Raw genomic sequence first — 18,775 nt, forward strand, 5'->3', positions numbered from 1 at the left:
CGACGTAGAGCCACGCCCTGCGTGGCTGCGAGGTCGTGATCCAGCCGACGTAGAGCCACGCCCTGCGTGGCTGCGAGGTCCCGGATCGCCCGCGCAGCCAGGCAGGGCCTGGCTCTACCGGCCTCGCGTCGTCCCATGCCGCCAAGCAGGTCTTGGCGGTACGGTAGAATGTCCCTCTTTATTGAATAACCTGCCGACCATGAGCCACTACGAAGGCGATCTCCGGACACCGGAACAGGCCCGTTTCGCCATTCTCGCCAGCCGCTGGAACGCCCGTATCACCGACGTGCTGGTGGCCGGCGCGCGCCAGAGCCTGGCCGGCAACGGCATCGACGAATCCGCCATCGACGTGATCCGCGTGCCCGGCGCGTGGGAACTGCCGCTGGTTGCCGCGCGCCTGGCGGCGGCCCATGAACATGCGGCGATCATCGCCCTGGGCTGTGTGATCCGTGGCGACACCCGCCATTACGAGCACGTGGCCGACGGCTGTGCCGAAGGCCTGATGCGCGTGCAGCTGGACTTCGGCGTGCCGGTGCTCAATGGCGTGCTGGCGGTCGAGCGCGCCGAGGATGCCGAGGCGCGCGCCGGTGGCAGCCATGGCAACAAGGGTGAGGAAGCCGCACTGACGGCGTTGGAAATGGTCAATCTTCTGGAGCAGCTGCCATGAACAAGTCGAACCCGGGCAAGCCCTCCGGTAAACCCGTCCGCCGCGATGGCGTCGATCCGGTGCTGCGTTCGCGCGCGCGCCGTCGTGCCCTGCAGGCGATCTATGCCTGGCAGATCTCCGGCGGCAACGCACAGACCGTCGTCGCCCAGTTCGCGCACGAACAGGCCCGCGAGATCGCCGACCTGGCGTATTTCGAGGCGCTGGTGCACGGCGTGCTCGACAACCGCAAGGACCTGGACGAAGCGCTGGACCCGTACCTGGACCGCGGCATTGAAGAAGTGGACGCGATCGAACGCGCTGCGCTGCGCGTGGCCGCCTTCGAAATGCGCTTCCGCCTGGACGTGCCGTACCGGGTGGTGATCAACGAGGCCATCGAATCGGCCAAGCGCTTCGGTTCCGAGCACGGCCACACCTATGTGAATGGCGTGCTGGACCGTGCGGCCGTCGAATGGCGCAAGGTCGAAAACGGGGGCTGACCCCGTGTCCCTCGCCGAATTTTCCCTGATCGACCGCATCCGCACGCGCACCCGCGCGCGTGCCGACGTGGTGCTGGGAATCGGCGACGATGCGGCGCTGCTGCAGCCGCGGGCCGGCGAGCAGCTGGTGGTGACCGCCGATACGCTCAACAGCGGCGTGCACTTCCCGGCCGAGACCGCGGCGTACGACATCGGCTGGAAGACGCTGGCGGTCAATCTTTCCGACCTGGGCTCCATGGGCGCGCGGCCGGACTGGTGCACGCTGGCGCTTTCACTGCCCGATGCGGACGCCGACTGGATCGATGCGTTCGCCGACGGTTTCTTCGCACTCGCTGATGAACACGGCATCGTGCTGATCGGTGGCGATACCACGCGCGGCCCCCTGTCGCTGTCGGTGACCGCCATGGGGCAGCTGGTGCCCGGCACCGCGCTTCGCCGGGATGCGGCGCGCGTTGGCGACGACATCTGGGTGAGCGGCACGCTCGGCGACGCCGCCATCGCGCTGCGCGCCTGGCAGGGCGGCACCTTGGACGTGCGTGCGGCTGCCGACGACGCACAGGTCGACTACCTCCGCCTGCGCCTGGTGCGTCCCACGCCGCGGGTCGCCCTGGGGCGCGCGCTGCTGGGCGTGGCGCATGCTGCGGTCGACGTTTCCGATGGCCTGCTCGCCGACCTCGGCCACATCTGCGACCGCAGTGGCGTGGGGGCCCGCATCGATCCCGAGCGCCTGCCGGTGTCCGCCGCCGCACGTGCACGCGTCGGCGCCGCCCAGGCCCGTGACGCGGCGCTGCGTGGTGGGGACGACTACGAACTCTGCTTTACCGCGGCACCGGCGCAGCGTCCGGGCATCGACGCGGTGTCGGCGCGGCTGTCGCTGCCGCTCACCCGCATCGGCACGATCACGACGGGCACCGGCATCGCCCATGGCAGCGACGACGACGGCCCACGCGGCTACGAGCACTTCACCGAGCTGTAAGACGGGTCACACCGGTGGCAACACCTTGCCCGGGTTGAGGATGCCGTCCGGATCCAGCGCGTGCTTGATGGCACGCATCGCCGCCAACGTGGCCGGCGTGAACGCCTGGGCCATGAAGTCGCGCTTGGCCAGCCCAATGCCGTGTTCGCCCGACAGTGTGCCGCCCAGTGCGAGGGTCAACGCGAAGATCTTCGGCAGCGCGGTATGTGCGCGCGCATTCTCATCCGCATCGTCGGGGTGGTACAGGATGTTGACGTGCAGGTTGCCGTTGCCGGCATGACCGAAGGTGACGATGGTCAGCGCGTGCTCCTGCGCCAACGCCTGCACGCCGGCCACCAGGTCGGGGATGCGCGACACCGGCACCACCACGTCTTCATTGATCTTGCCCGGCGCGATGCTGCGCAGCGCCGGCGACAGTGCTTTGCGCGCGGCCCACAGTTTCTCGCGGGCGCTGCCCTCCATGGCCACGTCCAGCGCGAGCAGGCCATCGCCTTCGGCGGCGTTGGCCAGTGCCTGCAGCAGGTAGGGCAGGGTGTCGTGGTCGCCGTCGGCCTCGACCAGCAGCATCGCGCCGGCCTCGGGCACGTCGGCGCCATTGCGGCGCAGCAGCTCCAGGCTCCGCGCGTCCATGAATTCCAGGCGCGTGGGCACCACCGGCTGCGCCATCAGGCGCGACACCGCGGCGGCGGCGGCGTTCGCGTCGCGGTACAGCACGCGCAACCCGGCTTGGGCCACCGGCAGGGGCGTGAGCTTGAGCGTGGCTTCCACGATCAGCGCAAGGGTGCCTTCGCTGCCCACCAGCAGATGGGTCAGGTCGTAGCCGGTGGCGTCCTTGGTGTACGCGCCGCCGCACTGGATCAGCTCGCCGGCGCCGGTGACCGCCACCAGGCCGAGCACGTTGTCGCGGCTGGTGCCGTACTTCACCGCGCGCGGGCCGCCTGCATTGCAGGCCAGGTTGCCGCCGATGCTGCAGATGTCCGCGCTGGACGGGTCCGGTGCCCAGAACAGCCCGTGCGGCATCAGTGCCTGCTGCAGGTCGCCATTGAGCACGCCCGGCTCGACCACCGCGCAGCGGTTGCCGGCCTGGATCTCGACAATGCGGTTCATGCGGGCGAATGACAGCACGATGCTGCCGTTCACGGGTACGGCAGCGCCGGTCGTGCCGGTGCCGGCACCGCGCGCCACCACCGGTACGCCGTGGGCGCGACAGGCGCGCACGATCTGCACCACCTGGTCGCGGTCGCGCGGCAGTGCCACGCCGTCCGGCAGCGCATGCCGCCAGGAGTTGTCCTGCGCGTGCGCGGCCAGCGCGGCGTCGTCGGTACGCCAGCCGTCGTCACCCAGCAGTGCGTGCAGGGTGGCGGCGAAGGCGGCGGGAAGGGCAGCAGGGGTCATGCAGGGTTCCTGGGGTGCGCGGGCGCACGTTGGATCAGGCGCCAGCCGATCACGGCGGCAGCCAGCGGCAGCCACACCCAGCGCAGTTCAGAGACGACGGTGGCCAGCCCGCGCGCGCTGAAGAACTGGCCGGCGAAGGGTGAGACGCGAATGGGGCGCCACGGCGCGAACAGGCGCTCGCCGCTCCACGGCCACCACAGCGCGACGCCGAGGCCGCCGGAGGTCATTGCATCCAGCAGCGGGTGCGACAGCGCGGAGAGCCCGACGAACGCGGCGGCCTGTACCGCGCTGGCACGCAGGCGCGTATGCAGCAGTGCAGCCAGCAGGGCGAGCACGGCTGCGAACAGGATGGAATGGCTGGCGCCGCGATGGCCGAAGCTGTCGGCGTAGGGAATGTGCAGTGCGAACGCCAGCACATCGGCATCGGGCAGCATCGCCGCGACCACGCCGGCACCCAGCAGTGGGCCGGAAATGCGCCCGCGGTCGGACGCGCACCACAGCGCCAGCGGAATGGCGGCATGGGTGAAAATACTGGGCATCAACACTCCTCCAGACGAAACGCGTCACGCAGCCAGTTCAAGTGCAGCGGCTCGCCACTCCCTTCGACCACATCGAAGCGACACGGCTGCTGCGCCAAGGCGGGATGCGCCTGCAGGAAGAGCCGCGCGGCCAGCACCAGCTTGCGCCGCTTGCGCAGGTCGACCGAGGCCGCACCACCGCCGAAGCGGGCATCGGCGCGGTAGCGAACTTCGACGAATACGACGGTGTCGCCGTCGCGCATCACCAGGTCAAGTTCACCGCCCTTGTAACGCACGTTGCGTGCGAGCGGACTCAGCCCGGCCGTGCGCAGGTGCGCCAGTGCGGCGGTTTCCACCGCCGCGCCGCGCTGTGCCCGTTCGGTGGGCACGGCACTCAGTTGCTGCTGGCGATCGGCATCGGACGGCCGCCACTGAAGGTCGACCAGGCCGGTACCCGCAGCACGTTGCCGTTGCTGTCCAGGAACAGGGTGCCGGTGGCACCGGCCAGGCCGCCTTCGGTGGCGACCTTGTCCAGGTAGGCGCTGATCTTCCAGGCGTCGAACCCGAACGCGAACAGGCGACCGGCCGCGCCGCGCGCGGTGGGCAGGAGCTGGCCGGCGGTCGCGGCCGACGGCAGGCCCGCCACGCCCCGCACGTTCCAGGCTTCATTCGGGTACACGATGCCGTCCAGCGCCACGTCTTCTTCGGCCTTGCCGGTGCCCAGCGTGAGCTGCGAGGTGCCCACGCGCGTTGCACCACCGGCACCCGCCAGCGCCAGCTGTGGGGCCAGCGCACGTGCCTGCGGCGCCTTCACCGCCAGCAGCACGCCGTCCACCGCACCGGCCGCGCGGACCTGCGCGCCGATGTCGCCCACCGTCTCGCCTACACCGACGGTGGCCAGCACCTGGCCGCCGCGCTGGGTGAAGCGCTCGCGGAAGGCGGCTGCGGTACGACGGCCGTTCTCGTCATTGCTGTGGATCACCAGCACCTTGACGCGCTCGCGGCTGCGCAGGAATTCGGCGGCGATGATGCCGTCGTCTTCCGGCGCCAGCGAGAAACCGGCGCTGCCTGCGGGCGGGCTGCTCTTGCCGCGGTTCAGTGCAAGCACCGGCACCGGCAGCTCGGTGCGGCCGAACACCGCATCCACCTCGTCGCGGCCCAGCGGCCCGACGATGAAGTCCGCACCGGCGCCAACGGCCTTGTCATAGGCGGCCACCGCACCGGCGGCGGTGCCGGCGGTATCGATGAACTGGATGTCGGGACGACGACGGTTCTCGCCGTAGTAGCCGCTGAGCAGGCCGTCGCGCACCGGCTGCGCGGCGGTGGCAAGGCGGCCGCTGAGCGGCAGCAGCACGGCCATCTTCACCGGTGGGCGGTAGCCATCGCTCATGGCCGGCGGGCGCTTGCTCGTATCGAACTGGGCCACGCCGTCGCGGTCGAACGGGCGCGGCAGTGGCAGGCCGCGCGCGATGAGGGCGCGGCCTGCGAAGTTGTACAGCGGCTCGTTGGCCGGCAGCGCGGCGGCGCGCGTGCGCAGCGTCGCGTCATCGAGCGTGCCGAGCAGGCCGGCGATGGCCTGCTGGTTCTCGGCGCGCGCCGGCCCGGTCAGCGACGCATGCGCGCGGGCACGCTCGGTGGCTGCGCCGATGGCGTCACCGCTGGCCTGCAATGCGTTGGCGCGGGCCAGCTGCCAGCGCGTACGCAGCGGGGCGGCCACGGTGTCGGAGGATTCCTTCAGGAACGCCAGGGCCTGCGCCGGCTGCTTGTCGGCCAGGGCCAGCTCGGCGCTGGTCAGGTGGTAGCGCTGCAGGCTGGCGCCGGTGAGCTGGCGCGGCGTGACCTGGGCGAGCAGGCTGCGCGCGCGGGCGTTGTCGCCTGCTTCGTGCCAGGCGAAGGCCGCATCGGCCAGCGCGGCGCCGCGCGCATTGCCGCGCAGGGTGTTGGCCAGCGCTTCGAGCTGCACGGCAGCGTCGCGCGGTTTGCCCTGGTCGATCAGCGCCAGCGCCTGGCTCTGCGCCGGGGAATCCGGTGCGCTGGTCAGGCTGGTCGTGGCGCAGCCGGCGAGCAGCAGCAGCGACAACGACAGGGCGGAGATCCGTGCGGCGGGCTTGTTCATGATCAGGTCCATTCGATGGGGGCCGGTAGCCTCTGGTACACGGTACGATTCTACCCTTGACCCACGAGTGCCGTTGCGATGAGTGCTGTCCCCACGCTGTATGTCGTTGCCACCCCGATCGGCAACCTGGCCGATCTGACGCCGCGGGCGCAGGACGTGCTGCGCTCGGTGGCCGCGATCTGCGCCGAGGACACCCGCCGCAGCGGCCAGCTGCTGCAGCACTTCGGCATCCAGCAGCCACTGGTGGCGCTGCACGACCACAACGAAGAGGCGCTGGCCGAACGCATCGTGGCGCGGCTGAAGGCCGGTGAATCGCTGGCGCTGGTGAGCGACGCCGGCACGCCGCTGGTCAGCGACCCGGGCTACCGGCTGGTACGGGCCGCGCGCGAAGCCGGGATCCGGGTCAGCCCGGTGCCGGGCGCATGCGCGGCGATCGCCGCGTTGAGCGTGGCCGGCCTGCCCAGCGACCGCTTCACCTTTGAAGGCTTCCTGCCGGCGAAGGGCTCGGGCCGGCGCGAGCGGCTGCAGGGCCTGGCGGGGGAAACCCGCACGCTGGTGTTCTACGAATCCTCACATCGCATTGCGGAGTCCCTGGCCGACATGGTCGCCGCATTCGGCCCGGAGCGGCCGGCGGTGCTGGCGCGCGAACTGACCAAGCTGTTCGAGACCGTGCTTGATGGCGACCTGGCCAGCCTGCTGCGGCAGGTAGAAGCGGACGACAACCAGCGCAAGGGCGAGTTCGTGGTGATGGTGCAGGGCGCCGCCGACGACGAGCAGGCGCAGCTGGCCGCCGGCCGCCGGATGTACGCCAAGCTCAGCGAACACCTCCCGCCGTCCACCGCCGCCAAGCTGGCGGCCGAGCTGACCGGCGCCCCGAGAAAATCGCTGTACGGCGGTTGAGCGCGCGCAGCCACGCAGGGCGTGGCTCTACCGTGGGTATCCGAATGCATCCGCCAGCCACGCAGGGCGTGGCTCTACCGCGGGTGTCCGAATGCATCCGCCAGCCACGCAGGGCGTGGCTCTACCGTGGGTGTCCGAATGCATCCGCCAGCCACGCAGGGCGTGGCCCTATACGATTGACGTTGCGTGCCTGGAGGAACAGCCCCCTTTAGTAAAGGGGGCGCGCCGACAGGCGCGGGGAATTGGGTGCTGGTAACGCCCGGGGCCCAAGGTTTGCGCAGCAAACCTTGGGGCTCCTTTTGCAGCATGCAAAAGGAAGGGCGGAGCCGGCCGATAAGCCGGGTTTTGTCGTGGACAGTCATTCCTCTAGGCGCTGCGTCACCACAGCGCTCAAGCAACCTACCCGGTCCCGACGCGGGCCACGTCATTAGGACCCTATTTGGTCTTGCTCCAGGTGGGGTTTGCCGTGCCGGTCTGTTGCCAGACTCGCGGTGCGCTCTTACCGCACCATTTCACCCTTACCGGCTCCCCGAAGGGAACGTAGGCGGTATCTTTCTGTTGCACTTTCCGTCGGCTCGCGCCGCCCAGGCATTACCTGGCACCTTGCCCTATGGAGCCCGGACTTTCCTCGGCATCCGCAAGGGATGACGCGACTGTCTGGCCGACTCCGCCACGCGCATTTTCGCACATCCGCCGCGTCACCGGGGCGGTAGCGGGGATCCGGCTGCTGCCGGTGTCGGCAGGGTGGGCGCACCCACCGCCAGCCGGGTATCCCCGATGCAGCCGCCTTCCGGGCCAAAGCGACGCTCATGGATGAAGCCTTGGCCGTCGGCGTCCAGCGCGATGATCGTGCTCGCGCGCGTTCCATAGTCCGGGCTGCGGATGAAGGCCGCCGACAGCCAGCGCTCGCGCTCCAGGCCGATTCCGGTGTCGGGCAGGGTGGCATCATCGGCGCGGCGCTCGTCGGCCAGCGCGGCCCACAGCGGTGCCAGATCTTCGCGCCCCGCATCCACCCAGGCCTGCAGGGCGGCATTCAACGCCAGCGTCTTGGGCCACGGCGCATCCAGGGGACCGTTCGACATTCCGTGGATGCCCGGCGTGAGGCGCTGGCGCAGCAGCGGGTGGTTGCCGAGGAACTGGCAGCTGTCGCGATCGGCCAACAGCAGGTTGAACGGCGCGAAGGCGTGCGCGTCCTCGGCCAGCACATCCACGAAGGCCTCGGCGGGCGTCGCCGATCGGAGGTAGTCGGCCACCAGCGCCCCCCGCGACGGGCCGCTCTGTCGCGCCGTCGGGTCGCGGACGTTGGTGACCACCGCCATCCGGCCGTTCGCCCCCACGCCGGCCCAGGTGCCGCCCGAGCGCAGGTCGCGCCCGGCCAGCAGGCCGTGGTCCGGCGCCGCCCAGGCGGCCAGCGGCGCGGTCGGGCGGGCGTGGAACTCATCGCGGTTGCCGACCATCAGCAACTGCCAGCGGGGATGGGCCTTCCAGGCCAGAGCGAGCAGACACATGAGTCGCATTGTGCCGGTTCTGCGCACGAACGGGCCGGTTGCGACGGCACGGCCGATGAATGCGCCGCCATGTTTCACGCGGTGTGCACAGGCCTGAACTTCGCCCCAATCTCAAAAAATGAGACGAAACAGCAACTTGTGGATAAGCCTTGAACAAGTCTCTAAACATTGCTGCAAGCCCTTGATGTCCAAGGTGATTTCCGGCTTGCAAAGTTGTTGACAACCCAATCGGCACTGCTAAGGTGGGCAACAGAGGGGAAACCGGGTTTTTTGTGGTTTTTCGTGGTTCAATGTTTCACCGGGCGAAGGATAAGGTGCACGCGTCGTGTTTCAAGGCGAGACGGCCATCACGGTTGACGATAAAGGACGCATGGCGGTTCCCACCGCGCATCGCGACCTCGTCGCGCGTGTGAGCAACAACCGTCTGGTCCTGACCTACAACCCCTTCGAGTCCGGCTGCCTCTGGCTGTACGCCGAGCAGGAGTGGGAACGGGTCCGCGACGACGTCATGTCCAAACCCAACACACAGCGCGTCGTGCGCCTGCTGCAACAGAAGCTGGTCGGTTCGGCCGCGCATCTGGAGCTGGATGGCAACGGCCGCATCAGTATTCCGGCCAGCCACCGTGGTGCCGTTGGCATTGAAAAGAAGGCGGTGTTGCTCGGCATGGGCGACAAATTCGAATTGTGGAGCGAGCAGGCTCATCGCGCGTTGATCCAGCAGACGTTGTCTGACGAGGATCTCGGCGATGGGTTGCTCGACCTGAAGTTGTGAGCCGGGGTGCCCGGATGCGCGGTGGCGCGCAGGCCGGTCACCTTCCGGTGTCGCAGTCGCCGGCGGGCCACCTGCCGGTTCTGTACACGCAGGTCCTGGACGGCCTGAAGGTGATCGAAAACGGAACGTATCTCGATGGCACGTTTGGTCGTGGCGGTCACGCCCGTGGCGTGCTCGAGCAACTCGGTCCTGGAGGCCGGCTGCTGGTCATGGACAAGGATCCGGAGGCCATTGCGGTGGCAGAGCGCGATTTCGCGCCGGATCCGCGCGTCTCCATCTTCCGCGGCAGCTTTGCCGACCTGCTGCACTGGAGCGAAACCGCCGGGGGGCTGGACGGGGTGCTGTTCGACCTGGGCGTGTCCTCGCCCCAGCTGGACGTGGCCGAGCGCGGTTTCAGCTTCGGCAAGGACGGCCCGCTGGACATGCGCATGGACCCGGACAGCGGCGAAAGCGCGGCGCAGTGGCTCAATCGGGTTGAAGAGCGCGAGCTCATGGATGTGCTGTGGACCTACGGCGAGGAGCGCCAGGGGCGTCGCATCGCCCGGGCGATCATCGCGCGCCGCGACAAGCTGCCGTTCACCCGCACCGCCGAACTGGCCGAGCTGATCGCCTCGGTGATGCCGCGGGGCAAGGACAAGATCCACCCGGCCACCCGCAGCTTCCAGGCCATCCGCATCCATATCAACCGTGAGCTGGCCGACCTTGAAGCCGGTCTGGACGCGGCCATGGCGCGGCTCAAGCCCGGTGGCCGGCTGGCGGTGATCAGCTTCCACTCGCTGGAAGACCGCATCGTCAAGCAGTTCATGAACCGCCACGCCAAGGCCCCGCCGACCAACCGCCGGCTGCCCGAACTGGCCGCGTTCGTGCCGACGCTGGACCTGGTGGGCGGCGCCATCAAGGCCGACGACGACGAGCTGGCCGTCAATCCCCGCTCGCGCAGCGCCGTGCTGCGCGTGGCCGAAAAGCGTGCGGTGGCCGGATGAGCCGCCTGCTGCTGGTCGTGCTGCTGGCCTGCACCATCGCCTCGGCGATCGGTGTGGTGTTCATGCGCCACCGGCACCGCCAGACCTTCGTCGAACTGTCGCGCGTCGAGCGCGCCCGCGATGAACTGAACATCGAATTCGGCCGCCTGCAGCTGGAGCAGGCGACCCTGGCCGAAGCCACCCGCGTGGACCGCGTGGCGCGCGAGCGGCTGGGCATGAAATTCCCCGAAGCGGCGGACGTGGTGGTGGTACGGCCATGAACAAGTCCGGTCGCAACCGCACCCGCAACAGCTTCAACCTTCGCCAGCGCCTGAAGTGGGTGGGCCTGGCGCTTGGGCTGTGCTCGGTGTCGCTGGTCGGCCGTGCCGCTTACGTGCAGCTGGTCAACAGCGATTTCTACCAGCGCCAGGGCGAGGCGCGCTACCTGCGCGAACTGCCGATCAACACCTCGCGCGGCATGATCACCGACCGCAACGGCGAGCCGGTCGCGGTGTCCACCCCCGTCGCCTCGATCTGGGTCAACCCGCAGGAACTGATGCGTTCGGAAGACCGCATCCCGGAGCTGGCCGCCGCGCTGGGCATGCCGGTGGACGAGCTGACCTCCAAGCTGAGCCAGAAGGCCGACAAGGAATTCATGTACCTGCGCCGCCGGATCAATCCGGACGAGGCGGAGCGGGTGGTGGCGCTGAAGATTCCGGGCGTGGCCTCGCAGCGCGAGTTCCGCCGCTTCTACCCGCAGGGTGAGGCGATGGCGCACGTGCTCGGCTTCACCAACATCGACGACCGCGGCCAGGAAGGGCTGGAACTGGCCTTCGACGAATGGCTGCGCGGCAAGGCCGGCGCCAAGCGCGTGATCCGCAACCGCAAGGGCGACACGGTCGAGAGCGACCTGCTGCGCGCCGCCGAGCCGGGCAAGGACCTGACCCTCAGCATCGACCGCCGCATCCAGTTCCTGGCGTTCAAGGAGCTGCGCAACGCGCTGATCGAGAACAAGGCTGCGGGCGGTTCGATGGTGATCATGGACGTGGCCACCGGCGAGATCCTCGCCATGGTCAACCTGCCGACCTACAACCCCAACGCGGTGGGCGGTGCTGCGCCGGACACCCGACGCAACCGCGCGGTGACCGATCTGGTCGAGCCGGGCTCGACCATGAAGCCGCTGACCATCGCCTCGGCCCTGCAGTCCGGCGCGGTGACCAAGGACACCATCGTCGATACCAACCCGGGTTACATGGCGCTGGGCCGCTACACGATCAAGGACGTGCCACGGAACAACGGCGTGCTCAACGTCACCGGCGTGATCACCCGCAGTTCGAATATCGGCGCGGCCAAGATCGCCGCGAAGATGCCGGACCAGGTGTTCTACGACCACGTCCACAGCTTCGGTTACGGCGTGGCCCCGCACAGCGGATTCCCCGGGGAATCGGCGGGCGTATTTCCGCGCCCGGCGCGCTGGAGTGGTCCGTCCAAGTCCACCATGTCCTACGGCTACGGCTTGAATGTCAGCCCGCTGCAGATCGCCACCGCGTACGCGGCGCTCGGCAACGGCGGCAAGCTGATCGCCCCGACCTTCGTCAAGGGCCAGCGCAACGAGGGCCGCCAGATCATCGACGAGAAGGTCGCCCGGGAAGTGGTGGCCATGATGGAAACGGTGGTCACCCAGGGCGGCGCCAAACAGGCGGCGGTGCTGGGCTACCACGTGGCCGGCAAGACCGGCACGGCACGCAAGGCCGGCCCGGGTGGCTACGAGCGCGGCCACTACAACGCGCTGTTCGCCGGCGTGGTGCCGGCCAGCAATCCGCGCTTTGCCACGGTGATCGTCATCAACGACCCGCAGGCAGGCAAGTACTACGGTGGCCTGGTCTCTGCGCCGGTGTTCCACAACGTCATGGAAGGCGCGCTGCGCCTGATGGATGTGCCGCCGGACGACATCGATTCCTGGCTGGCCGCCCAGCAGTCCGGAAAAATGGGGCATGCCGCCGCGTCGCTGCCGACCCCGCCGCCGGCCGACGCGGTCGTCGCCCCGGACGCCGCCGCCGAATTCGATGCCGCGCTGCCCAGCGCGCACGCCACGGTGCCGCCCGCGCAGGGAGGCACGCAATGAGCCAGACGATGTTGCTTTCGCAGTTGCTTCCCGATGTGGCCCTGGGCCACGACCCGTCCATCACCGGCCTGGTGCTGGACAGCCGTGCCGTGCGCCCCGGCAACGCCTTCGTGGCGATCGCCGGCTTCGGCGCGCATGGCCTGGGCTTCGTTGACCAGGCCCGTGCCGCCGGCGCGGGTGCCATCCTGTTCGACCCGCCGGCCCCGACCGAGCTGCCGGCCCCGGCCGACGCCATCGCGGTGCCCGGGCTGCGCACGCGCATGGGCGCGATGGCCGATCAGTTCCATGGCCATCCCTCGCGCGCGATGACGATGGTCGGCGTGACCGGCACCAACGGCAAGACCTCCACCGTGCAGCTGCTGGCCCAGGCCTGGCACCTGCTGGGCACGCGCAGTGGCAGCATCGGCACGCTCGGCGTCGGCCTGTACGGACACGTGGTGCCGACCGGCTTCACCACGCCGCTGGTGCTGCAGATGCACGAGGTGCTGGCGCAGCTGCGCGACCAGGGCGCGCAGGCGGTGGCGATGGAAGTCAGCTCGCACGCGCTCGACCAGGGCCGCGTGGACGCCGTGCACTACGACGTGGCGGTGTTCACCAACCTCACGCGCGACCATCTCGACTACCACGGCGACATGGCGCAGTACGGCGCGGCCAAGGCCAAGCTGTTCCACCGCGACGGTCTCAAGGCGGCGGTGGTGAACCTGGACGACAGTTTCGGCAGCGAGCTGCTGCGCACCGTGGCACCCGGCGTCCGCCAGATCGGCGTCAGCTCGCGCGGTGCGCAGAAGGCGACGCTGCAGGCCGACTCGCTGCGCCTGGACGGGCGCGGCATCGCCTTCGACCTGGTGGTCGACGGCGTGCGCCACCCGGTGCAGTCGCCGCTGCTGGGCCGCTTCAATGTGGACAACCTGCTGGGCGTGGCCGGCACGCTGCTCGCCCTCGACCACGCGCCTGCCGCGATCGCCGCGCTGCTGTCGCAGCTGCAGCCGATCGCCGGGCGCATGAATCGTCTCGGCGGCGACGCGGGCCAGCCGACCGTGGTCATTGATTACGCACACACGCCCGATGCGCTGGAGCAGGCGCTGACCAGCCTGCAGGGCCATCTCGCCGGGCGCCTGGTCTGCGTGTTCGGCTGCGGCGGCGAACGCGATACCGGCAAGCGCCCGCAGATGGCGGCCATTGCCGAACGCCTGGCCAACGTGGTGATCGTCACCGACGACAACCCGCGTGGCGAAGACGGCGACGCGATCGTTGCCGACATCCTGGCCGGCGTGAACCACCCGGCCAGCGTCACCGTGCAGCGCGACCGGGCCGCGGCGATTGCCACCGCGATCGGCCAGGCCGGCGCGGGCGACATCGTGCTGATTGCCGGCAAGGGCCATGAGCCCTATCAGGAGATCAACGGCGTGCAGCACGCCTTCAACGATACCGAGGTGGCCGCACGCGTGTTGGCCCGGCACGCGGAGGTGGCACCGTGAAGCGCACCCCGCTGTCGCTGATCGCACATTGGGCCGGTGGCGAGATCCATGGCGAAGACACCGCCATCGATGCCATCAGCAACGATACCCGCACCCTCGCGGCTGGCAGCCTGTACGTGGCGCTGCGCGGCGAGCGGTTCGACGGCCATGACTTCGCCGCCGATGCGGTGGCCCGTGGAGCCAGCGCGATGCTGGTCGAACGCCTGCTCGACGTGGCGGTGCCGCAGATCGTGGTGGCCGACAGCGAGCACGCGTTGGGCCGCATTGCCGCCGGCATGCAGCGCGACCGCGCCGCCCAGGTGTTCGCCATCACCGGCAGCAACGGCAAGACCAGCGTCAAGAGCCTGCTGCTGGCGATCCTGGAGCAGGTGGCGCGCGAGCAGCAGACGGTCGTGTACGCCAACCCGGGCAACCGCAACAACGAGATCGGGCTGCCGCTGGCGGTGATCGATGCGCCGGAAGACGCCGACTTCGCGATCTACGAGATGGGCGCGGGCAAGCCGGGCGACATCGCCTACCTGACCGACATCGCGCGCCCGCAGTACGCGCTGGTCAACAACATCGCCCCGGCGCACCTGGAGCGCATGGGCAGCCTGCAGGGCGTGGCCAGCACCAAGGGTGCCATCTACGCCGCGCTGCCGGCCGACGGCGTGGCGGTGATCAATGCCGATGATGCCTTCGGCATCTGGTTCGAACAGCACATCGTCGGCCAGCCGCCGCGCAGCCGGCTGCTCCGTTATGGCCTGGACCACAGCGCCGACGTGACCGCCCAGGCGATCCAGCCAACGGCCGACGGCAGCCGGTTCACGCTGGTGACGCCCGGCGGCACGGTGGCCATCCAGCTGGCACTGCCGGGCCGGCACAACATCAGCAACGCACTGGCCGCCGCCTCGCTGGCGCTGGCGGCCGGTATCGGCCTGGATGCCATCGCCGCCGGCCTGGCACGTGCCGAACCCGTGCCCGGCCGCCAGATCGCGCACCGGCTGCCCAACGGCGCCGTGCTCATCGATGACAGCTACAACGCCAACCCCGGTTCGCTTGCCGCCGCCATCGATGCGCTGGCCGCATCGAAGGATGAAGGCTGGCTGGTGCTGGGCGACATGCGCGAACTCGGTCCGGACGGCGAGGCGCTGCACGCCCATGCCGGGCGCCGGGCACGCGAGGCCGGCCTGAAGCGGCTGTACACGCTGGGCACGCTCAGCGCGGCGGCATCGCAGGCCTTCGGCGAGGGTGGCCGCCACTTCCACAGCCACGACGCACTGGCCGCCGCGCTCGCCGAGGAACTGCATGCTGGCGTGCGCTGCCTGGTCAAGGGCTCGCGCGGCAGCGCCATGGACAAGATCGTAAAAGCGCTGCTGGCGCGAGGAGAGGAAACCCCCAATGTTGCTTGAACTGGCCCGATGGTTGCAGCAGTTGGAGAGCCTGTTCGGGCTGTTCGGCTATCTGACTCTGCGCGGCATCCTGGCCGCGCTTACCGCGCTGTTCCTGTCGCTGTGGCTGGGCCCGGCGATGATCCGCAAGCTGGCCCAGTTCAAGGGTGGCCAGCCGATCCGCAAGGACGGTCCGCAGACCCACTTCTCCAAGGCCGGCACGCCGACCATGGGCGGCTCGCTGATCCTGCTCACCATCACCCTGTCGGTGCTGCTGTGGGCCGACCTGCGCAACCGCTACGTGTGGGTGGTGCTGGCGGTGATGCTGTGCTTCGGCGCCATCGGCTGGTACGACGACTGGATCAAGATCGTGCGCCGCGACCCGAACGGCCTGAAGTCGCGCTGGAAGTACCTGCTGCAGTCGATCTTCGGCCTGGCCGCGGGTCTGTTCCTGTTCTACACGGCCGATGTGCCGGCGGCGCTGACCTTCTATATCCCGATGTTCAAGTCGGTGGCGCTGCCGCTGGCCGGCATCAGCTTCGTGGCCATCGCCTATTTCTGGATCGTCGGCTTCTCCAACGCGGTCAACCTGACCGACGGCCTGGACGGGCTGGCGATCATGCCTACCGTGCTGGTCGCCTGTGCGCTGGGCGTGTTCGCCTATGCGTCGGGCAACGTGGTGTTCTCCAACTACCTGCAGATTCCGCAGATTCCCGGCGCGGGCGAACTGGTGATCATCTGCGCGGCCATTGCCGGTGCGGGGCTCGGCTTCCTGTGGTTCAACACCTATCCGGCCATGGTCTTCATGGGCGATATCGGCGCGCTGGCGCTGGGTGCGGTGCTGGGCACCATCGCGGTGATCACCCGCCAGGAACTGGTGCTGGTGATCATGGGCGGCGTGTTCGTGATTGAGACGCTGTCGGTGATGATCCAGGTCGCCTCGTTCAAGCTGACCGGCAAGCGCGTGTTCAAGATGGCGCCGATCCATCACCACTTCGAACTGAAGGGCTGGCCCGAACCGCGCGTGATCGTGCGCTTCTGGATCATCTCGGTGGTGCTGGTGCTGATCGGCCTGGCCACGTTGAAGGTCCGCTGATGAATGACCTGTCGCGCCAGGCAACCCGCCTTGAAGCCATCGGAGGCCGCTTCGATACGTGGCTGCTGGGCGCGATCATCGCGCTCACCGGGCTGGGTGTGGTGATGGTCGCGTCGAGCTCGATCGCGTTGATGAGCAGCCCGTTCTACTACCTCAACCGCCACCTGATCTTCCTGGCGGTCGGTATCGCCCTGGCCGCCGTCGCCATGCGCACCGAGCTCAAAAGCATCGAGCAGTACAACCAGGTCCTGCTGCTGGGCTGCTTCGCGCTGCTGGTGGTGGTGTTCATTCCCGGCCTGGGCAGCAGCGTCAATGGCGCCCGGCGCTGGATCAACCTGGGCTTCTCCAAGTTCCAGACGGTTGAAGCGGTCAAGGTGCTCTACATCGTGTGGCTGTCGAGCTATCTGGTGCGCTTCCGCGACGAGGTCAATGCCACCTGGCCGGCGATGCTCAAGCCGCTGGGCGTGGCCGGTGCGCTGGTGGTGCTGCTGTTGCTGCAGCCCGACTTCGGTTCCTCGACCCTGCTGCTGGCCATCACCGCGGGCATGCTGGTGCTGGGCGGAGTGAACCTGCCGCGCATGTCCATGCCGATCGTGTTCGGCCTGGTGGCCATGAGCGCCCTGGCGATCATCGAGCCGTACCGCATGCGCCGCATCACCTCGTTCTGGGACCCGTGGGCCGACCAGCAGGGCGACGGCTACCAGCTGTCGAACGCGCTGATGGCGGTGGGTCGCGGCGAATGGACCGGTGTCGGCCTCGGCAACTCGGTGCAGAAGCTCTATTACCTGCCCGAGGCGCACACCGACTTCATCTTTTCGGTCACCGCCGAGGAGCTCGGCTTCCTCGGTACCTGCCTGATCGTGGGGCTGTATGCGCTGCTGGCCGGGCGCGCGTTCTGGATCGGCATGCGCTGCGTGGAAATGAAGCGCCACTTCTCCGGCTACATCGCCTTCGGCATCGGCCTGTGGGTGAGCATGCAGAGCTTCGTCTCCATTGGCGTGAACCTGGGCATCCTGCCGACCAAGGGCCTGACCCTGCCGCTGATTTCGGCCGGCGGCTCGAGCGTCCTGATGACCTGCGTGGCCATGGGCCTGCTGCTGCGCGTGTCGTATGAGCTGGATCGCGCCGAGCGCCGCCAGGCGGTGCGCATGGGCGCGGCCGAGCCTGACGAGCCGGCGTCGGATGCCACCCACGCGACCAGCGCCGCCGCCATGTCGGACACCGCGCCGCGTCCATCCGCGCAGCGCGACAGTGCCCCGCGTGGCACCAGCCGCATGCAGCAGCGGATCGAACCGACGCTGGGGAGGATGGGATGAGCGGCGCGCTGAACACGTCTGACCGTCCGGTGATGATCATGGCCGGCGGTACCGGTGGTCACATCTTCCCCGGCCTTGCCGTGGCCCGGGTGCTGCGTGCGCGCGGCATCCCGGTGACCTGGCTGGGCAGCGAGGGCGGCATGGAAACCCGGCTGGTGCCCCAGCACGACATCCACATCGACACGCTGGCCATCAGTGGCCTGCGCGGCAAGGGCAAACTGGCGCTGCTGACCGCGCCGGGCCGACTGCTGCGCGCGGTGCGTGCGGCCGGTTTCCTGATCCGCGACCGAAACCCGCGTGCGGTCATCGCCTTCGGTGGTTTCGCCTCCGGTCCCGGCGGCCTTGCCGCGCGCCTGCATGGCCTGCCGCTGCTGGTGCACGAACAGAACCGGGCGCCGGGCCTGACCAACCGCGTGCTGTCGCGTTTCGCGCGCCGCGTGTTGACCGGCTTCCCGGGCAGCTTCGTGCAGCGCGAAGAGGCCGTCGGCAATCCGGTGCGTGCCGAGATCGCCGCCGTCGCCGCGCCCGAACAGCGCCTGGCCGACCGCCAGGGTCCGCTGCGCCTGCTGGTGCTGGGCGGCAGCCAGGGCGCGCGTGCATTGAACACGGCCGTGCCGCAGGCACTGGCTGCACTGGGTGCTGGCGTGGCCATCGAGGTGCGCCACCAGAGCGGTGAAAAGCTGCACGCCGAAGCGCTGAAGGCCTACCAGGACGCAGGCGTCACCGCGCAGGTCGAGCCGTTCATCGCCGACATGGCCGAGGCCTTCGCCTGGGCCGATCTGGTGGTGTGCCGATCCGGCGCGTCTACCCTGGCCGAGCTGTGTGCGGTCGGCGTGGGCAGCGTGCTGGTGCCGTTCGCAGCGGCCGTCGACGATCACCAGACCCGCAACGCGGAGTATCTGGTCGAGCGCGGCGCGGCCGTGCTGCTGAAGCAGGATGAAACGCTGGCCACGCAGTTGCAGGGCGTGCTGCGCGATCTGTCCGAACATTCCGCCCGGCGCATGCAGATGGCAACCGCCGCGCGTGCCCTGGCCAAGGTCGATGCCGCCGAGCGCATCGCCGACATCATTCTCGAGGAATCCAAATGAACACCGTTACGC

At 69.2% G+C, this 18,775-nt stretch carries 18 protein-coding genes and 1 other RNA gene; 13 read left to right on the forward strand and 6 right to left on the reverse strand.

Going from position 1 to position 18,775, the window contains the following annotated elements; translation table 11 throughout:
* The first annotated feature begins 199 nt into the window (after positions 1-199).
* The 3 genes from ribH to thiL are packed head-to-tail and all read left to right on the forward strand — an operon-like array spanning position 200 to position 2,119.
* Positions 200-667 carry a 6,7-dimethyl-8-ribityllumazine synthase gene (ribH, locus tag AC3ITN_RS03405; RefSeq protein WP_313347823.1) on the forward strand — a complete coding sequence of 156 codons (468 nt, stop codon included), beginning with the start codon at positions 200-202 and terminating at the stop codon, positions 665-667.
* On the forward strand, positions 664-1,143 hold the full coding sequence (gene nusB / locus AC3ITN_RS03410; protein WP_313347824.1) for a transcription antitermination factor NusB: 480 nt from the start codon (positions 664-666) through the stop codon (positions 1,141-1,143). Before ribH ends, nusB begins: the two co-directional genes overlap by 4 nt.
* A 4-nt stretch (positions 1,144-1,147) precedes the next feature.
* Positions 1,148-2,119 carry a thiamine-phosphate kinase gene (gene thiL / locus AC3ITN_RS03415; RefSeq protein WP_489392081.1) on the forward strand — a complete coding sequence of 324 codons (972 nt, stop codon included), beginning with the start codon at positions 1,148-1,150 and terminating at the stop codon, positions 2,117-2,119.
* 6 nt (positions 2,120-2,125) lie between these two features.
* Here the strand turns inward: thiL and AC3ITN_RS03420 are convergent, their stop codons facing one another.
* Genes AC3ITN_RS03420 through AC3ITN_RS03435 form a run of 4 tightly spaced genes read right to left on the reverse strand, consistent with a single transcriptional unit; the run spans position 2,126 to position 6,148 of the window.
* Complete coding sequence (locus tag AC3ITN_RS03420; protein WP_489392082.1) at positions 2,126-3,514, reverse strand: FAD-binding oxidoreductase; 1,389 nt, start codon at positions 3,512-3,514, stop codon at positions 2,126-2,128.
* On the reverse strand, positions 3,511-4,053 hold the full coding sequence (locus AC3ITN_RS03425; RefSeq protein ID WP_489392083.1) for a metal-dependent hydrolase: 543 nt from the start codon (positions 4,051-4,053) through the stop codon (positions 3,511-3,513). The genes AC3ITN_RS03420 and AC3ITN_RS03425 overlap by 4 nt, the downstream gene beginning before the upstream one ends.
* Positions 4,053-4,421, reverse strand: a complete 369-nt coding sequence (locus AC3ITN_RS03430) for a YraN family protein (RefSeq protein ID WP_313347828.1) — start codon at positions 4,419-4,421, stop codon at positions 4,053-4,055. Before AC3ITN_RS03430 ends, AC3ITN_RS03425 begins: the two co-directional genes overlap by 1 nt.
* 5 nt (positions 4,422-4,426) lie before the next feature.
* The gene (locus AC3ITN_RS03435; protein ID WP_489392084.1) at positions 4,427-6,148 is read right to left on the reverse strand and encodes a penicillin-binding protein activator; all 1,722 of its coding nucleotides are present in this window, start codon (positions 6,146-6,148) and stop codon (positions 4,427-4,429) included.
* Positions 6,149-6,226: 78 nt separating this feature from the next.
* Here AC3ITN_RS03435 and rsmI point away from each other — a divergent pair, with 78 nt between their 5' ends.
* Entirely contained in the window at positions 6,227-7,048 is an 822-nt protein-coding gene (gene rsmI, locus AC3ITN_RS03440) for a 16S rRNA (cytidine(1402)-2'-O)-methyltransferase (protein WP_313347830.1), read from the forward strand.
* Positions 7,049-7,366: 318 nt separating this feature from the next.
* On the opposite strand, the gene rnpB is transcribed toward rsmI, so the two are convergent.
* Positions 7,367-7,717, reverse strand: an RNA gene (gene rnpB / locus AC3ITN_RS03445) — RNase P RNA component class A.
* Between the two features lie 29 nt (positions 7,718-7,746).
* Positions 7,747-8,556: an NRDE family protein gene (locus AC3ITN_RS03450; protein ID WP_489392085.1), complete on the reverse strand. Its 810-nt coding sequence runs from the start codon at positions 8,554-8,556 to the stop codon at positions 7,747-7,749.
* Positions 8,557-8,881: 325 nt separating this feature from the next.
* On the opposite strand from AC3ITN_RS03450, the gene mraZ reads away from it, so the two are divergent.
* The 9 genes from mraZ to murG are packed head-to-tail and all read left to right on the forward strand — an operon-like array spanning position 8,882 to position 18,763.
* On the forward strand, positions 8,882-9,328 hold the full coding sequence (gene mraZ / locus AC3ITN_RS03455) for a division/cell wall cluster transcriptional repressor MraZ (RefSeq protein WP_019182494.1): 447 nt from the start codon (positions 8,882-8,884) through the stop codon (positions 9,326-9,328).
* 14 nt (positions 9,329-9,342) lie between these two features.
* Positions 9,343-10,311 (forward strand): 16S rRNA (cytosine(1402)-N(4))-methyltransferase RsmH, encoded by a 969-nt coding sequence (rsmH, locus tag AC3ITN_RS03460; RefSeq protein WP_313347847.1) that lies wholly within the window; start codon positions 9,343-9,345, stop codon positions 10,309-10,311.
* Entirely contained in the window at positions 10,308-10,571 is a 264-nt protein-coding gene (gene ftsL / locus AC3ITN_RS03465; RefSeq protein WP_068849221.1) for a cell division protein FtsL, read from the forward strand. Before rsmH ends, ftsL begins: the two co-directional genes overlap by 4 nt.
* Positions 10,568-12,415 carry a peptidoglycan D,D-transpeptidase FtsI family protein gene (locus AC3ITN_RS03470; RefSeq protein ID WP_489392086.1) on the forward strand — a complete coding sequence of 616 codons (1,848 nt, stop codon included), beginning with the start codon at positions 10,568-10,570 and terminating at the stop codon, positions 12,413-12,415. The genes ftsL and AC3ITN_RS03470 overlap by 4 nt, the downstream gene beginning before the upstream one ends.
* Positions 12,412-13,893, forward strand: a complete 1,482-nt coding sequence (locus AC3ITN_RS03475) for a UDP-N-acetylmuramoyl-L-alanyl-D-glutamate--2,6-diaminopimelate ligase (RefSeq protein ID WP_489392087.1) — start codon at positions 12,412-12,414, stop codon at positions 13,891-13,893. The genes AC3ITN_RS03470 and AC3ITN_RS03475 overlap by 4 nt, the downstream gene beginning before the upstream one ends.
* Positions 13,890-15,284 (forward strand): UDP-N-acetylmuramoyl-tripeptide--D-alanyl-D-alanine ligase, encoded by a 1,395-nt coding sequence (locus AC3ITN_RS03480; protein ID WP_489392088.1) that lies wholly within the window; start codon positions 13,890-13,892, stop codon positions 15,282-15,284. The genes AC3ITN_RS03475 and AC3ITN_RS03480 overlap by 4 nt, the downstream gene beginning before the upstream one ends.
* Positions 15,274-16,359, forward strand: a complete 1,086-nt coding sequence (gene mraY / locus AC3ITN_RS03485) for a phospho-N-acetylmuramoyl-pentapeptide-transferase (RefSeq protein ID WP_128097511.1) — start codon at positions 15,274-15,276, stop codon at positions 16,357-16,359. The genes AC3ITN_RS03480 and mraY overlap by 11 nt, the downstream gene beginning before the upstream one ends.
* Complete coding sequence (gene ftsW, locus AC3ITN_RS03490) at positions 16,359-17,675, forward strand: putative lipid II flippase FtsW (protein WP_313347835.1); 1,317 nt, start codon at positions 16,359-16,361, stop codon at positions 17,673-17,675. The genes mraY and ftsW overlap by 1 nt, the downstream gene beginning before the upstream one ends.
* On the forward strand, positions 17,672-18,763 hold the full coding sequence (murG, locus tag AC3ITN_RS03495) for an undecaprenyldiphospho-muramoylpentapeptide beta-N-acetylglucosaminyltransferase (RefSeq protein WP_313347836.1): 1,092 nt from the start codon (positions 17,672-17,674) through the stop codon (positions 18,761-18,763). The genes ftsW and murG overlap by 4 nt, the downstream gene beginning before the upstream one ends.
* Positions 18,764-18,775: the final 12 nt, after the last annotated feature.

Source organism: Stenotrophomonas sp. KH_036_B (assembly GCF_057839485.1).

Coding starts and splice junctions, on each gene's coding strand:
- ftsL (WP_068849221.1), top strand. CDS start 10,308: ATGAGCCGCCTGCTGCTGGTCGTGCTGCTGGCCTGCACCATCGCCTCG.
- rsmH (WP_313347847.1), top strand. CDS start 9,343: ATGCGCGGTGGCGCGCAGGCCGGTCACCTTCCGGTGTCGCAGTCGCCG.
- murG (WP_313347836.1), top strand. CDS start 17,672: ATGAGCGGCGCGCTGAACACGTCTGACCGTCCGGTGATGATCATGGCC.
- ftsW (WP_313347835.1), top strand. CDS start 16,359: ATGAATGACCTGTCGCGCCAGGCAACCCGCCTTGAAGCCATCGGAGGC.
- AC3ITN_RS03475 (WP_489392087.1), top strand. CDS start 12,412: ATGAGCCAGACGATGTTGCTTTCGCAGTTGCTTCCCGATGTGGCCCTG.
- AC3ITN_RS03435 (WP_489392084.1), bottom strand. CDS start 6,148: ATGAACAAGCCCGCCGCACGGATCTCCGCCCTGTCGTTGTCGCTGCTG.
- AC3ITN_RS03470 (WP_489392086.1), top strand. CDS start 10,568: ATGAACAAGTCCGGTCGCAACCGCACCCGCAACAGCTTCAACCTTCGC.
- AC3ITN_RS03425 (WP_489392083.1), bottom strand. CDS start 4,053: ATGCCCAGTATTTTCACCCATGCCGCCATTCCGCTGGCGCTGTGGTGC.
- nusB (WP_313347824.1), top strand. CDS start 664: ATGAACAAGTCGAACCCGGGCAAGCCCTCCGGTAAACCCGTCCGCCGC.
- AC3ITN_RS03420 (WP_489392082.1), bottom strand. CDS start 3,514: ATGACCCCTGCTGCCCTTCCCGCCGCCTTCGCCGCCACCCTGCACGCA.
- rsmI (WP_313347830.1), top strand. CDS start 6,227: ATGAGTGCTGTCCCCACGCTGTATGTCGTTGCCACCCCGATCGGCAAC.
- mraY (WP_128097511.1), top strand. CDS start 15,274: ATGTTGCTTGAACTGGCCCGATGGTTGCAGCAGTTGGAGAGCCTGTTC.
- AC3ITN_RS03450 (WP_489392085.1), bottom strand. CDS start 8,556: ATGTGTCTGCTCGCTCTGGCCTGGAAGGCCCATCCCCGCTGGCAGTTG.
- ribH (WP_313347823.1), top strand. CDS start 200: ATGAGCCACTACGAAGGCGATCTCCGGACACCGGAACAGGCCCGTTTC.